This is a genomic window from Streptomyces sp. DG2A-72 (genome assembly GCF_030499575.1).
Classification (GTDB): domain Bacteria; phylum Actinomycetota; class Actinomycetes; order Streptomycetales; family Streptomycetaceae; genus Streptomyces.
In genome coordinates this window covers 1,468,579-1,482,768 of sequence record NZ_JASTLC010000001.1, presented here as the reverse complement: position 1 = coordinate 1,482,768, position 14,190 = coordinate 1,468,579, and the positions used below count along the sequence as shown (strand labels likewise).

Below are 14,190 nucleotides of genomic sequence, written 5' to 3'. Positions count from 1 at the left end.
GTGTGGACAGGGCACCGGCGCAGCCCTCCCGATATGATCTGACCGATCGTCGACGACCCTCGGCAACTCGTCCGCAACCGAGCTGCCGATAGGGTTCCGAGCAGCGCGATCGGGGAGACGGACGTGACGACGGGCTGGCAGTTCTGGGTCGACCGAGGCGGCACCTTCACGGATATCGTCGCGCGACGCCCCGACGGCCGGCTCCTCACCCATAAGCTCCTGTCCGACAACCCCGCGCGCTATGCCGACGCGGCAGTCGCCGGCGTACGCGAACTGCTGGACGGCTCCCATGCCCCCGTCGAGGCCGTCCGGATGGGGACGACCGTGGCCACCAACGCCCTCCTGGAACGCAAGGGCGAGCGCACGCTCCTGGTCATCACCCGTGGCTTCCGCGACGCCCTGCGCATCGCCTACCAGAACCGCCCCCGCATCTTCGCCCGCCGCATCGAACTCCCCGAGCTGCTCTATGAGCGGGTCATCGAGGTCGACGAGCGCATCGCCGCCGACGGCACCGTCCTGCGCGCTCCCGACCTGGACGCCCTCGCCGGGCTCCTCCAGGAGGCGTACGACGACGGGATCCGGGCCATGGCCGTGGTCTGCATGCACAGCCACCTCCACCCCGCCCACGAACAAGCCGTCGGCGAATTGGCCGCCCGTATCGGCTTCTCGCAGATCTCGCTGTCCAGCGAGGTCAGCCCGCTGATGAAGCTCGTCCCGCGCGGCGACACCGCCGTCGTCGACGCCTACCTGTCGCCCGTGCTGCGCCGCTACGTCCAGCATGTCGCCGACGAACTCGAAGGCGTGCGGCTGATGTTCATGCAGTCCAACGGCGGGCTCGCGGAAGCCGGTCAGTTCCGCGGCAAGGACGCCATCCTGTCCGGGCCCGCCGGCGGCATCGTCGGCATGGCCCGCATGTCGCAACTGGCCGGCTTCGACCGGGTCATCGGCTTCGACATGGGCGGCACCTCCACGGACGTCTCGCACTTCGCGGGCGAGTACGAACGCGTCTTCACCACGCAGATCGCGGGAGTCCGGCTGCGCGCTCCCATGCTGGACATCCACACCGTCGCGGCCGGCGGCGGCTCGGTCCTTCACTTCGACGGCTCCCGCTACCGCGTAGGGCCGGACTCGGCGGGAGCGGACCCGGGGCCTGCCTGCTACCGGGGTGGCGGTCCGCTTGCCGTCACCGACGCCAACGTCATGCTCGGCCGCATCCAACCCGCCCATTTCCCCAAGGTGTTCGGCCCCGTCGGCGACCAGCCCCTTGACGACGCGCTCGTCCGCGACCGGTTCGCCGCCCTCGCCCGGGAGATCCGGGAGCAGACCGGCGACGACCGCACACCGGAGCAGGTCGCCGAGGGTTACCTGCAGATCGCCGTCGCCAACATCGCCAACGCGGTCAAGCGGATCTCCGTCCAGAAGGGCCACGACGTCACCCGCTACGCCCTCACCACTTTCGGTGGTGCGGGAGGCCAGCACGCGTGCATGGTCGCCGACTCGCTCGGCATCCGCACCGTCCTCGTGCCGCCCATGGCGGGCGTGCTCTCCGCGCTCGGCATCGGCCTCGCCGACACCACCGCCATGCGCGAACAGTCCGTCGAGGCATCCCTGGAGCCCGCCTCCATGCCCGCCGTCCTCAAGACCGCCGACGACCTGGAGGGCGCCGCCCGCGCCGAACTCCTCGCCGAGGACATCCCCGAGGACCGCATCCGGATCACCCGCCGCGCCCAGCTCCGCTACGACGGCACCGACACCACCCTCACCGTCGAGCTCACCGAGCCCGACACGATGCAGCACGCCTTCGAAGAACGTCATCGCGCCACGTACTCCTTCACGCTCGACCGCCCGGTCGTCGTCGAAGCCCTCTCCGTAGAAGCCACCGGCATCACCGAACCCCCCGATCTCTCCGCTCTCGCCCCGATCGCAGCCGCCCCTGACGGCCGCTCCGCCGCGCCGGACACCGTTCGCCTCCACACGGGCGGCGCCTGGCGCGACGTACCCCTCCACCGCCGCGAGAACCTGTCCCCCGGCGAAACCGTCACCGGCCCCGCGATCATCACCGAGGCCAGTGCGACGACCGTCGTGGACGACGGCTGGCGGGCCGCGACGACCGACGACGGGCATCTGGTCATGGAACGCGCGGTGATTACGCAGAGTTCCGGTCTCGGCACAGAAGCTGATCCCGTTCTGCTCGAGGTCTTCAACAACCTCTTCATGTCGATCGCCGAACAGATGGGCGCCCGGCTGGAGTCCACCGCCCAGTCCGTCAACATCAAGGAGCGCCTGGACTTCTCCTGCGCTCTCTTCGACCCGGACGGAAACCTGGTGGCCAACGCCCCCCACATCCCCGTCCACCTGGGCTCGATGGGCACCAGTGTCAAGGAGGTCATCCAGCGGCGCGGCTCCGGGATGCGCCCCGGCGACACCTACGCCGTCAACGACCCTTACCACGGCGGCACCCACCTCCCCGACGTCACCGTGATCACCCCGGTCTTCGACACCGAGGACACCGAGGACACCGCGGACACGGAGAGCAACCGGATCCTCTTCTACGTCGCCTCCCGCGGCCACCATGCCGAGATCGGCGGCATCGCGCCCGGCTCCATGCCCGCCAACAGCCGCACCATCGAAGAGGAAGGGATCCTCTTCGACAACTGGCTGCTCGCCGAGAGGGGCCGCTTCCGCGAGGCGGAGACCCTCCGCCTCCTCACCGAGGCGCCCTATCCCTCCCGGAACCCGAAGACCAACCTCGCCGACCTGCGCGCCCAGATCGCCGCCAACCAGAAGGGCGTCGACGAAGTCGCCCGCATGATCGAGAACTTCGGCCTCGATGTCGTCCAGGCGTACATGAAGCACGTCCAGGACAACGCGGAGGAGGCCGTACGACGGGTCATCGACGCGCTGGACGACGGCGAGTACGCCTACGAGACCGACTCGGGGGCCGTCATCAGGGTCAGCGTGCGCGTCGACCGTACAAACCGGTCCGCGACCGTCGACTTCACCGGAACCTCCCCCCAGCTGGACTCCAACTTCAACGCACCCTTCGCGGTCGTCAACGCGGCTGTCCTGTACGTCTTCCGTACTCTGGTCGCCGACGACATCCCCCTCAACGACGGCTGTCTGCGCCCCCTCGACATCGTGGTGCCGTCCGCCTCGATGCTCGCCCCCGAGCCGCCGGCCGCCGTGGTCGCCGGCAACGTGGAGACCTCGCAGGCGATCACCGGCGCGCTCTATGCCGCACTCGGCGTCCAGGCAGAGGGCTCCGGCACCATGAACAACGTCACCTTCGGCAACGAGCGGCACCAGTACTACGAGACCGTCGCCTCCGGATCCGGTGCGGGCGACGGCTTCCCCGGGGCGACCGTCGTGCAGACCCACATGACCAACTCGCGACTCACCGACCCGGAAGTCCTGGAGTGGCGACTGCCCGTCCAGCTCGAGGAGTTCGCCGTCCGGCGTGACAGCGGAGGCGCCGGACGCTGGCACGGCGGCGACGGAGCGGTGCGCCGCATCCGGTTCCACGAGCCGATGACCGTCTCCACGCTCTCCCAGCACCGCAGGGTCCCGCCGTACGGCATGGCCGGCGGCGAACCGGGCGCGCTGGGCGCCAACCGAGTCGAGCGCGCGGACGGTACGGTCAGCGCACTGGGCGCAAGCGATGCGACGGACGTCGTCCCGGGCGACGTACTCGTCGTCGAAACCCCAGGCGGCGGAGGCTACGGACCGCCGTCCCCCGACCCCCATCAAGCAGGAGAAGAGATCGATGATCTTCGGGCGTTCTGAGCGCGGCAAGCCCCCGGTCGAGCCCGTCACGCTCAAGATCCTGGTGGCCGGCGGCTTCGGCGTGGGCAAGACCACCCTCGTCGGTGCGGTCAGTGAGATCAGGCCACTGCGCACCGAGGAACTGCTCACGGAGGCCGGACGCCCGGTCGACGACACGAGCGGCGTGGAGGGCAAGCACACCACGACCGTCGCGATGGACTTCGGGCGCATCACCTTGCGCGAGGACCTGGTGCTGTATCTCTTCGGCACGCCCGGTCAGGAGCGGTTCTGGTTCATGTGGGACGAGCTCTCCGAGGGCTCGCTCGGCGCGGTCGTCCTGGCCGACACCCGGCGCCTGGAGGACTCCTTCGCCGCCGTCGACTACTTCGAGCGGCGCTCCATACCCTTCGTCGTCGGCGTCAACTGCTTCGAGGGAGCCGCCCGTTACCCGGAGGACGACGTACGCCAGGCACTCGACCTCGACGACCACGTACCCCTGGTGTTGTGCGACGCCCGCGACCGGGAGTCCGTCAAGGAGGTTCTCATCGGCGTGGTCCAGCACGCCATGGCGTACGCGGCGGAGCGCCGCCAGACGGTCACCACCTGACGCGCGCGCGGCCCGCACCCCCACCGACCGGGGTACGGGCCGCAGTTCGTTGAGGCACGCGCGCGTGCCTAGCTCTCGCCGTCCTCCAGCCAGCCGAAGCTCTTCTCCACGGCCTTGCGCCAGTTGTGGTACTCGCGGTCCCGCACCGACGCCTCCATCGCCGGCGTCCACTCGACGTCCCGCTGCCAGTGCGCCTTGAGCTCGTCGAGGTCGTTCCACACCCCGGTGGCCAGCCCGGCCGCGTACGCGGCGCCCAGGCAGGTCGTCTCGGAGACCTTGGGCCGGATCACGGGCACCCCCAGGACATCCGCCTGGTGCTGCATCAGCAGGTTGTTCTTGGTCATGCCGCCGTCCACCTTCAGGGTCGTGATGTGCACCCCTGAGTCCTGGAACATGGCGTCCACGACCTCCCGCGTCTGCCAGCTCGTCGCCTCCAGCACCGCACGCGCGAGGTGTGCCTTCGTGACGTACCGGGTGAGCCCGGTGACGACTCCGCGCGCGTCGGAACGCCAGTACGGCGCGAACAGGCCGGAGAACGCGGGGACGATGTACGCGCCCCCGTTGTCATCGACGCTGGCCGCCAGGGGCTCGATCTCGTCGGCGGTGCGGATGATGCCGAGCTGGTCGCGGAACCACTGCACGAGTGCGCCCGTTATCGCGATGGACCCCTCCAGGCAGTAGACGGGCGCCTCACTGCCGATCTTGTAGCCCATCGTCGTCAGCAGCCCGCTCTTCGACGGCACCGGCCGGTTGCCGGTGTTGAGCAGCAGGAAGCTGCCGGTGCCGTAGGTGTTCTTCGCGGTGCCGACGTCGTAGCAGGCCTGGCCGAACACTGCTGCCTGCTGGTCGCCCAGCGCCGAGGCGACGGGGACGCCGGAGAGCTGCCCGACGGCGGTTCCGTACACCTCGGCGGACGACTTGATCTCGGGCAGCACGGCCTCGGGCACGTTCATCGCGGAAAGGATCGACGGGTTCCACTGAAGGGTTTCGAGGTTCATCAGCATCGTGCGTCCGGCGTTGGTGACGTCGGTGACGTGGTGCCCTCCGTCGGTGCCGCCGGTGAGGTTCCAGATGAGCCAGGAGTCGATGGTGCCGAAGGCGATCTCGCCGTGTTCCGCACGTGCGCGCAGGCCCGGCACGTTGTCCAGCAGCCAGGCCGCCTTGGGCCCGGAGAAGTAGCTGGCCAGCGGCAGTCCGGTCTGCTCGCGGAAACGGTCCTGCCCGTCCGAGCCGCCGAGTTGGTTGCACAGGGCGGCGGTGCGCGTGTCCTGCCAGACGATGGCGTTGTGCACGGGCTTGCCCGTCGCCCGGTCCCACAGGACCGTGGTCTCCCGCTGGTTGGTGATGCCGAGCGCGCTGAGCTGGTCGGCACGCAGCCCTGCCTTGGCGATCGCGCCGGCGACCACGGCCTGCACCTTGGACCAGATCTCGGTGGCGTCGTGCTCCACCCAGCCGGGCTTGGGGAAGATCTGGCGGTGCTCACGCTGGTCGACGGCGACGATCGCGCCGTCCTGGTTGAAGATGATGCAGCGGCTCGAGGTGGTGCCCTGGTCGATTGCGGCGACGAACTTGTCCGTCATGACGTCCCCTTCGTCGGATCCTTCAGAACGCTGCGTTGAAGATCACCCCGGACAGCGCCCCGCCGATGAGCGGACCCACTACCGGAATCCACGCGTAACCCCAGTCCGAGGTGCCCTTGTTGGGGATCGGGAGCAGCGCGTGGACGATGCGCGGGCCCAGGTCACGGGCCGGGTTGATGGCGTACCCGGTGGGACCGCCGAGCGACAGACCGATGCCGACCACCAGGAACGAGACGATCAGAATCGCGGTACCGGACTCACCGAGCCCCTTGGTCAGGCCGAACGCCAGGATGGGCAGCACCAGACCGACGGTCGCGATGATCTCGGTGATGAGGTTGGCCACCGGATTGCGGATCGCGGGTGCCGTGGAGAAGATCCCGAGCGTCGGCTGCGCCTTGTCCTCCTCGGCGTTGGCCTGGAACTGCGCGAAATAGACGAGCCAGCACAGGATCGCGCCGAGGAAGGCGCCGACCATCTGCCCGGCGACATAGAGGTGGACCTTGTCCCAGTCCCCGGTGTCGATGGCGATCCCGAGGGTCACGGCGGGATTGAGGTGCCCACCGGACAGCGGTGCGGCGGTGTACGCCCCGGCCATCACACCGAAGCCCCAGCCGAAGGCGATGACGACCCAGCCGGCGTCCTTGGCCTTGGAGTAGTTCAGTACGACAGCGGCGACCACTCCGGCGCCGAAGAGAATCAGGATCGCGGTACCGATGACTTCGCCAACGAATATGTCTCCGTCGCTCATGGCGGCTCCTAGGCGCTGGCCCGGGACGATCGGCCCCGGGCCTCCGTGCAGGGTGCGGTTCCCTTGGCGAACAGCCGGAGGCAGGGAGAGTCCCGCGCCCCGCCCGGCGTCCGTGACGAGCGTGCCGTAGCAGCCGAATCGCCCGTGGGGGAGTGGCCCTTGGCTCAGGCGGGGCCCGCGCGGCGCAGTGCCTGGATACGCCGAGAATGTACGGCGATGTCGACTGACACCGGGAAGTTTTCACCGGCACTCAGAGAGCGTCAAGGTCGTCGACGGCAACGGTTGAGAGGCACGGTGAGAAGTGCGACCGGAGCCGACGTGCCCCTCAGCCCCTCCCCGGCTCCACCACCGCGCACTCCGCCGGAGCGGGCCCGGCCCCCGACCCGCGGCGGATCTCGTGTCCGGGCACACCCGCGCGGCCCAGCACCCAACTCGCCCCGGACAACGATTTCGCGGCCTTCTTGAGCGGCGCCAGGCACGCGGACGCCTGCCGGTGGTCCGCGACGCTGCCCGGCATGCACAGGACCGTGGCCAGGGACAACGTGACGGCTCGCCCGCCCGCGGACCAGGGCGCGTCCAGCACGGAGACGGCCAGCGGATCCAGCCCTTCCGGATCGGCGAGCACCAGGAAGTCGTCCCCGCCGATATGGCCCACCCGGATGCTCTCGGACGCGGCATGCTGCAGAGCCCGGCCCACCGACCGGATCAATTCGTCGCCCGCCGCGAATCCCGCCCCGTCGTTCACCTGTTTGAAGTGGTCGACATCCAGCCAACTCAGCGCGAAGGTCCGCCCGTCCGCGATCCGCCGGTCCACCTCACCGGTGATCGCATCCGAACCGGGCAGTCGCGTCAGCGGATTGAGCGACGCCGCTTCCTCGACCCGGGTCTCGGCCAGCGCCCGCACCAGGTCCGCCAGGCGTACGACGCCCACGCACCGGCCGTAGCGGTCGACGACGGCGACATCGTCCGACGTCCGGTCGCTGCCGCCGACCGCGACCACGTCCAGGACCTCCCAGGCGGTCGCGTCGACGCCCACCGTCCGTGGCGGGTCGCCCAGCTTGGCCGCGGGCCGGTCGGCGTACAGGGCATGCCCATAGCGCCCCGACATGGACAGCAGGAAGCGGGACCGGTGCAGCGAGCGGACCGGCACTCCGTCGCGGTCCACGAGCAGCACCCCGGACACGTCCGGCGACCCGGTCAGCAGCGCCCGCACCTGGCCGGCGGACGCGGTGGCGGGCAACAGCGCGGCGGGCCGTACGAACTCCCGGACCGACGGGCCCGAAGGCGGTGTCACCATGACGCCGGGGGAGCGGGGCGGAACGTATACGTCCGCGGCCGGCAGCCGGGCCGGCGGCGCGAACAGCACGCCCTGCGCCAGCTGCGCACCCGCCGACAGCGCCGCCGCACACTGCAGTTCGGTCTCGACGCCTTCCACCGACAGCAGCGCGCCCAACTGCTCGCACAAGGTCCGCATCGCCCGCACCGCCGCCGGCCGGGACAGCAGTGACGCATCGAGCTTCACCAGGTCAGGCGCGAGATCGGTGAGCAGCCGCAGCGGTACGTCCCCGTCCCCGACGCCGTCCGCACTGATCCGGAAACCCTGGCTCCGCAGCGAGCCCACCGCCTCCAGCAGCGCCCGCTGCGGCACATGTGTGTACGGCGGGACCACATCGATGGTCACCTCCCACGGCAGCCTCCCGGCCTCACGCACGGCGGCATGCAGCGGGGTGAGGCCGCCGAGATCGGCGAGGGTGCCCGCGAACACGTTGACGTGCAGCGGCAGCATCGTCTCCTTGCGCGCCGCCGCGCGGACCGCCAACACGGCCAGTCTGCCGTCGAGTTCGGGATCGCGGCGGGCCTCGGCCAGGATGTCGCCGGCCTCCGGGCGGGCGAGTATCTCCAGGCCCGCGACTCCGCCGGTGGTCAGATTGACCACGGGTTGGAAGGCGAAGCGGAGAGTATCCGTCCAGGAGTGCACGGGAGCATGATGGCGCCCCCAGCGCACCCCCGAGCGCAGTTCATGAGACATTCACGCAGCATTCCGGACCGATGACGCAGCGTGTGCAACGTCTGCCGCTTTCGGACATATGACAGACGTGCCGTCGTCGTCCGGCGGACGGCCCGTGGGCGTACGACGGCGGGAGCGCGTTCGTACGGCCGTACCGTCGCGTGCGCCGCACGGTCGGGTTGGGTCCCTCACCGTGCCGCGATCACTGCCGAACCATGGCCGAAAAGGCCCTGGTTCGCAGTGATCCCCACCTGTGCCCCGGCGACCTGCCGGGCACCGGCGTCCCCTCGCAACTGCCAGGTCAGCTCGCATACTTGGGCGATCGCCTGAGCCGGGACCGCCTCGCCGAAGGAGGCCAGACCACCACTGGCGTTCACGGGTATGCGTCCGCCGAGCGCCGTCGCGCCCTCCCGCAGCAGCTTCACGGCCTCGCCCTCGCCGCACAGTCCGAGATCCTCGTACCACTGCAACTCCAGGGCGGTGGACAGGTCGTAGACCTCGGCGAGGGAGAGATCCTCGGGCCCGATGCCGGCCTCCTCGTAGGCAGCCCGCGCGATCGACGCGCGGAACGTCTCCGCTGCGGGCTCCACCGTGGCCGCCGAGTCGGTCGCGATGTCCGGCAGGTCCAGCACGGTGTTCGGATAGCGCGGCGTGACCGTGGACACCGCCCGGATCCGCACCGGATCCGTCACCCCGTGGCAACGCGCGAACTCCATGCTGCACAGCACCAGCGCCGCCCCGCCGTCCGAGGTGGCGCAGATGTCCAGCAGCCGCAGCGGATCGGCGACGACCGCCGAAGCGGCGACCTCCTCCGCGGTGACCCGCTTGCGGTAGCGCGCGTACGGATTGAGCGCCCCCTGTGCCGCGTTCTTCACCTTGACCTGTGCGAAGTCCTCCGGTGTGTCCCCGTGCACAGCCATCCGGCGGCGTGCGTACATCCCGAAGTACGTCGGATTCGTCGCGCCGAGGACCCGGAAGCGCAGCCAGTCGGGGTCGTCCGGCCGGTCGCCGCCGGCGGGTCGGAAGAACCCCTTGGGGGCGGCATCGGCACCCACGACGAGCACCACGTCCGCGAGCCCGGAAAGTATCTGCGCCCGCGCGGTGTTGACGGCCTGGGCCCCGGAGGCGCACGCCGCGTACACGCTCGCGACCCGGGCCCCCTGCCAGCCCAGCGCCTTGGCGAACGTCGCCCCCGCCACATACCCCGGATAGCCGCCACGCACCGTGTCCGCGCCGACGACCGAATCGACCCGCCGCCACTCCAGCCCCGCGTCGGCGAGCGCCGCCCGGGCGGCCGCCGTCCCGTACTCGACGAAGCTGCGCCCCCACTTGCCCCAGGGGTGCATGCCCGCACCGAGCACCGCCACCTCTCCCGTCATACCGCCTCCCCCGTCGGCCGCCACTGCCAGGTCGTCCAGACCGTCTCCGCGTCCTCATGGAGCACGCCCCGGACCACCTCCACCTCCATGCCCACCGCCAGATCGGCGACGGTGACCCCGGGAACCGCCTGTCCCAGCACCACCATCCGCTCGCTCTCCAGCTCCACAGCGATCAACGCGTACGGCTCCCACGGAAGTTCCGGATCGGTCACATAGGGTGACGGAGGCCGGTATCGGCTGTCCGTGTACGACCAGACGCGCCCGCGCCGCGACAGCGGGACCTCCTCCAGATCGCCGCCCGGGCAGCCGGGGTTGCGGCAGTGCGAGTCCTCGCGGGGGAAGAAGACCGAGGTGCAGGCCGTACAGCGCGTGCCGAGAAGTGTGAAGTCGTCCCCGTCGCCGGTGAACCATCGCTCGACCACAGGTGTGTGTGTACGTGACAAGAATCCTCCCCGGCAGGTGATCTGACGGAACGTCAGAAGTGTGCCATGGGCAACCTGAAATGAGCAGGGCGTATTCAGAGAACCAAACGGGTCCTTGCGGCGTCGTCGTATCGGGAGAGGCGACCGGGGCCCACGGGGGTGGCTCCGGCCGCCTCTTCGCGCGGCGTCACACGGAGATGCGCGCGCCGTGGACCACTTCGTCCGCTGAGCCGAGGACCTCGACGACCAGGCGATGAAGGGCGAGTTCTGACCCGAACGTCGACCTCACCATCGTGCGGCTCCCGGCGAAGCCGACCCGGCCCTACCGAACCGGAGAGCCCCTGGTGCCCTGCTACGCAGGGCGAACAGCGCGCCAACCGGTTGCTTCTCAGGGGCACTCTGGAGAGCCTCGGTTTCGTGAATCTCGCCGAAGAGAGGTGGCACTTCACCTAGAAGTCCGAGCCGTACCCGGACACCCAATTCGACCTCCCGGTGTCTCGGAAATCCCTCGCCGGTAAGCCCTGAGCCGCCCCCGGAGACGTCCTGACTGTGATCGGATACAGTCCGCCGCGTGTCCGAAATTCAAACCTCCGTCCCCAACTCCGCGCCCGACTCGCACTGTTCGAGCTGCGGCACGTCCTACGGAGGGGGCGTCTCCGGCTGGCCCCGCACATGTCCGGCCTGCGGGACCATGGCCTACCGCAATCCGCTGCCGGTCGCCGTTGCTCTGCAACCCGTGTACGACACGAGGGGCACAGCCCTGGTCGTCATCACCCGGACCGTGGCACCCGCGCGAGGGGGCATCGCGTTGCCCGGCGGGTACATCGACGACCGGGAGGACTGGCGGCAGGCCGTCGTGCGCGAGCTCAAAGAGGAGACCGGCATCGACGCGGCCGGCCGCGACGTGCGGCTCGTCGACGCGATGAGTTCCCCCGACGGGCACCTGCTGCTCTTCGGTCTGCTGCCGGAACGCCCGGCCGGCGTCCTTCCGGCGTCCGCCGCCACGGACGAGACGGAGGGCTGGCACCTCCTGCGCAGGCCGGAGGAGCTGGCCTTCCCGCTGCACACCGTGGCCGTACGGGCGTGGTTCGAGGGCCGCTACATCTGAGATCGGCCCTCTATGAGCCCCCGTACGCGCACCGGGTGGGGCGGCGCGTCCCCGCCGCCCTCACGGTCCCGCTCGACGATCAGCTCCCCGCCCTCCCACCGGGTGACGTACCGCTCGATCCCCGGCTCGTCCCATCCGTCACCCGGGTCCTGCACGACCAGCCCGCCTCCGGTCCGGCCGCGGGCCGGCGCCGATACCTCCAGTTCCAGCCCGCCGTCGTCCCCACGCACGGGGATGACGGCACCCGCGCGCGCGAGAACGGGAATCCGCGACAGGGGCGCGTCGACCAGCACCTGCGCCGGGCCGTCGTACGCCTGCTCCGTCGCCGTGTCGTACCAGCGCCCCCGCGGCAGTTGCACCGCGCGCCGGTCCACGCCCGGACCGAGCACCGGGGCCACCAGCAGACTGTCGCCCAGCAGAAACGCATCCTCACAGTTCCGCAACGCGCGGTCCTCCGGCGCGCCCCACCACAGGGGCCTTACATAGGGCGCTCCCGTGCGGCGGGCCAGATGCGCCAGCGTGACGAGGTACGGGAGAAGCCGACGGCGTTCGACGAGCGCCACGCGCGCGTGCTCCAGCACCTCCGGTCCGAATTCCCATGGCTCCCTGCGGCCGGCCCGCAGGCTCGCGTGCGTCCGGAACAGCGGCAGGTACGAGCCCAGCTGGAACCACCGCAGATACAGCTCCGGTGACGGACTCCCGTCGAAGCCGCCCACGTCCGGCCCCGAGTACGGCACCCCGCACAGTCCCAGCCCCATGACCAACGCCAGTGACGCCCGCAACCCCGGCCAGCCCGTCGCCACATCACCGGACCACGTCCCCCCGTAGCGCTGCATGCCGGCCCATCCCGAACGGGAGAACAGGAAGGGCCGCTCCTTGGGTGCCAGTGCGCGCAGGCCCTCGTACGCTGCCTGGGCCATGCACAGCGCGTAGACGTTGTGCGCCTCGCGATGGTCGCCGCCGCGTCCGTCGAGGTCGTGCCTGGCCGAGCGCGGCAGCGTCGACTCCCCGAAGGCGGTGAACGATACGGGTTCGTTCATGTCGTGCCAGAACCCGGTGAACCCCTGCGCCAGCCGCTCCTCGTAGAGCCGACCCCACCAGGCGCGCACGCGCGCGTGCGTGAAGTCCGGGTAGACAGCCTCCCCGGGCCAGGCGACTCCGCGCACCAGCCCGCTCGAGGCGTCCCGCACGAAGGCGCCCTCGTCCGTACCGCTGTCGTACACCGCGTTGCCCGGTGCGGCCTTCACCGCCGGGTCGACGATCGACACCAGCCGGACTCCGTCCCGCCGCAGGTCCTCGGCGAGCTGAGGCAGCTTGGGGAAGTGCTCGTGGTCGACGGTGAACACCTGGTGGGAGTCGTAGTGGTCGATGTCCAGATGGACCGCGTCGAGCGGCAGGCCGCGCTCCTGGTACCCCGCGACGATCCGTCGGACCTCCTGCTCGCTGCCGAAGCCCCACCGCGCGTGATGATGGCCCAGCGCCCAGGCGGGCGGCAGCGCGGGCGCCCCGGTGAGCGACGCCCAGGCGAGCAGCACGCGCGCGGGAGTGCCCACCATGACCCAGCAGCGCAACGGACCCCCGTCCATGCGCAGTTCGCACGCCCCCGACCGGTCGTGACCGGAGCCGGCACCCTCCTCGCCCTCCCGCAGCGTGAGCGTGCCGTCCCAGGAGGTGTCGTGGAACACCAGATGGGTGGCAGCGTCGGCCACGACCAGTTGGACCGGCATCGTGATGTACAGCGGGTCGTCACCGGGACCGAACGCGCGTCCGGGGTCGGTGTTCCACAGCCGGTACGTGCCGTCCCGCAGCCGAGGCCCCGACGCCCTCCCACCGAGCCCAAAAAAGCGCGCGTCGGCGGTCACCTCCGACCGCTGCATCCAGCGTGCCGCGCCTCCGCCCACCGGCTCCCACCAGCGGGGCGGCAGATCGCGACGCAGGGTCACCCCACCGGGCGTACGCACCTCCACGGCGCCGTGCCGGGAGACGACGACCGTCACGCGCTCGGCCACGACCCGCCAGCCGCCGTCCTTGTCCGGCTCCAGCACCGCCCGGGGGTCAGGCTCCGGACAGCGGCCCGCGAGGGCGTACGAGGGCTCGGGAGCGGCCCCGTCCCAGCCCCAGAAGACGGCGCCGTTCACGGCGACGGTGATCCGCAGCTCCGACCTGCTGAAGCGGACCAGACCGCCCCCGGGGCCGGGCTCCACCTGTTGCACGACACCCGGTACCCGGGCGCGCTCGGCACCCCGTGCCGGGAGCCCGGCCGCATCGGCTCGCCTGCGGCGCCATGCCGCCTGCACGGTACGCAACCTCTGAGCGGCTCCCGCAGAGCCGACTGCCTTCACCGAACGCACCAGGTCACGACCGTTCATGCTGCTCACCCTGCCATTGACTGCGTCACACACGAGTGTCGTTCAGCTGCCGTTCACCCGTGGCGGGAGCACATCTTCACGACGCGGACCATGTGGGGCGCACCCTGGTGCAGAAGTCGATCACATGGCATCGTCCGTGTCAGCCGCGTCACGCGCACACCCCAGCCCGTGCGCGGGAGACGCACACGACGCGCACAGTCCGGGAGC

Annotated in this window: 9 protein-coding genes and 1 pseudogene; 4 read left to right on the top strand and 6 right to left on the bottom strand. The window is 70.5% G+C overall.

The features are described from left to right. The first annotated feature begins 123 nt into the window (after window positions 1-123). A complete protein-coding gene (locus QQY66_RS07200; protein WP_301978235.1) occupies window positions 124-3,783 on the top strand; it encodes a hydantoinase B/oxoprolinase family protein in 3,660 nt (1,219 codons plus the stop codon). Next, window positions 3,764-4,369, top strand: coding sequence for an ATP/GTP-binding protein (locus tag QQY66_RS07195; RefSeq protein WP_301978234.1), 606 nt, complete (start codon window positions 3,764-3,766; stop codon window positions 4,367-4,369). The genes QQY66_RS07200 and QQY66_RS07195 overlap by 20 nt, the downstream gene beginning before the upstream one ends. Window positions 4,370-4,437: 68 nt before the next feature. Here the strand turns inward: QQY66_RS07195 and glpK are convergent, their stop codons facing one another. The 5 genes from glpK to QQY66_RS07170 form a co-directional block, all read right to left on the bottom strand. Next, window positions 4,438-5,949, bottom strand: coding sequence for a glycerol kinase GlpK (gene glpK, locus QQY66_RS07190; RefSeq protein ID WP_301978233.1), 1,512 nt, complete (start codon window positions 5,947-5,949; stop codon window positions 4,438-4,440). Window positions 5,950-5,971: 22 nt separating this feature from the next. Further along, window positions 5,972-6,697, bottom strand: coding sequence for an MIP/aquaporin family protein (locus QQY66_RS07185; protein WP_301978232.1), 726 nt, complete (start codon window positions 6,695-6,697; stop codon window positions 5,972-5,974). Between the two features lie 325 nt (window positions 6,698-7,022). Continuing rightward, window positions 7,023-8,675, bottom strand: a complete 1,653-nt coding sequence (locus QQY66_RS07180; protein WP_301978231.1) for a GGDEF domain-containing protein — start codon at window positions 8,673-8,675, stop codon at window positions 7,023-7,025. Between the two features lie 218 nt (window positions 8,676-8,893). Beyond that, window positions 8,894-10,084, bottom strand: a complete 1,191-nt coding sequence (locus tag QQY66_RS07175) for a lipid-transfer protein (RefSeq protein ID WP_301978230.1) — start codon at window positions 10,082-10,084, stop codon at window positions 8,894-8,896. Beyond that, window positions 10,081-10,506 (bottom strand): Zn-ribbon domain-containing OB-fold protein, encoded by a 426-nt coding sequence (locus QQY66_RS07170; protein ID WP_301987210.1) that lies wholly within the window; start codon window positions 10,504-10,506, stop codon window positions 10,081-10,083. Before QQY66_RS07170 ends, QQY66_RS07175 begins: the two co-directional genes overlap by 4 nt. A gap of 202 nt (window positions 10,507-10,708) precedes the next feature. Here QQY66_RS07170 and QQY66_RS07165 point away from each other — a divergent pair. Together QQY66_RS07165 and QQY66_RS07160 are read left to right on the top strand one after the other, a co-directional pair. Further along, window positions 10,709-11,031 (top strand): annotated as a pseudogene (locus QQY66_RS07165) (M15 family metallopeptidase); the annotation flags it as partial. Window positions 11,032-11,077: 46 nt separating this feature from the next. Next, window positions 11,078-11,614, top strand: coding sequence for an NUDIX domain-containing protein (locus QQY66_RS07160; protein WP_301978229.1), 537 nt, complete (start codon window positions 11,078-11,080; stop codon window positions 11,612-11,614). On the opposite strand, the gene QQY66_RS07155 is transcribed toward QQY66_RS07160, so the two are convergent. Then, window positions 11,605-13,983: a glycoside hydrolase family 31 protein gene (locus QQY66_RS07155; RefSeq protein WP_301978228.1), complete on the bottom strand. Its 2,379-nt coding sequence runs from the start codon at window positions 13,981-13,983 to the stop codon at window positions 11,605-11,607. The two genes, QQY66_RS07160 and QQY66_RS07155, sit on opposite strands and share 10 nt — an antisense overlap. Window positions 13,984-14,190 lie beyond the last annotated feature (207 nt).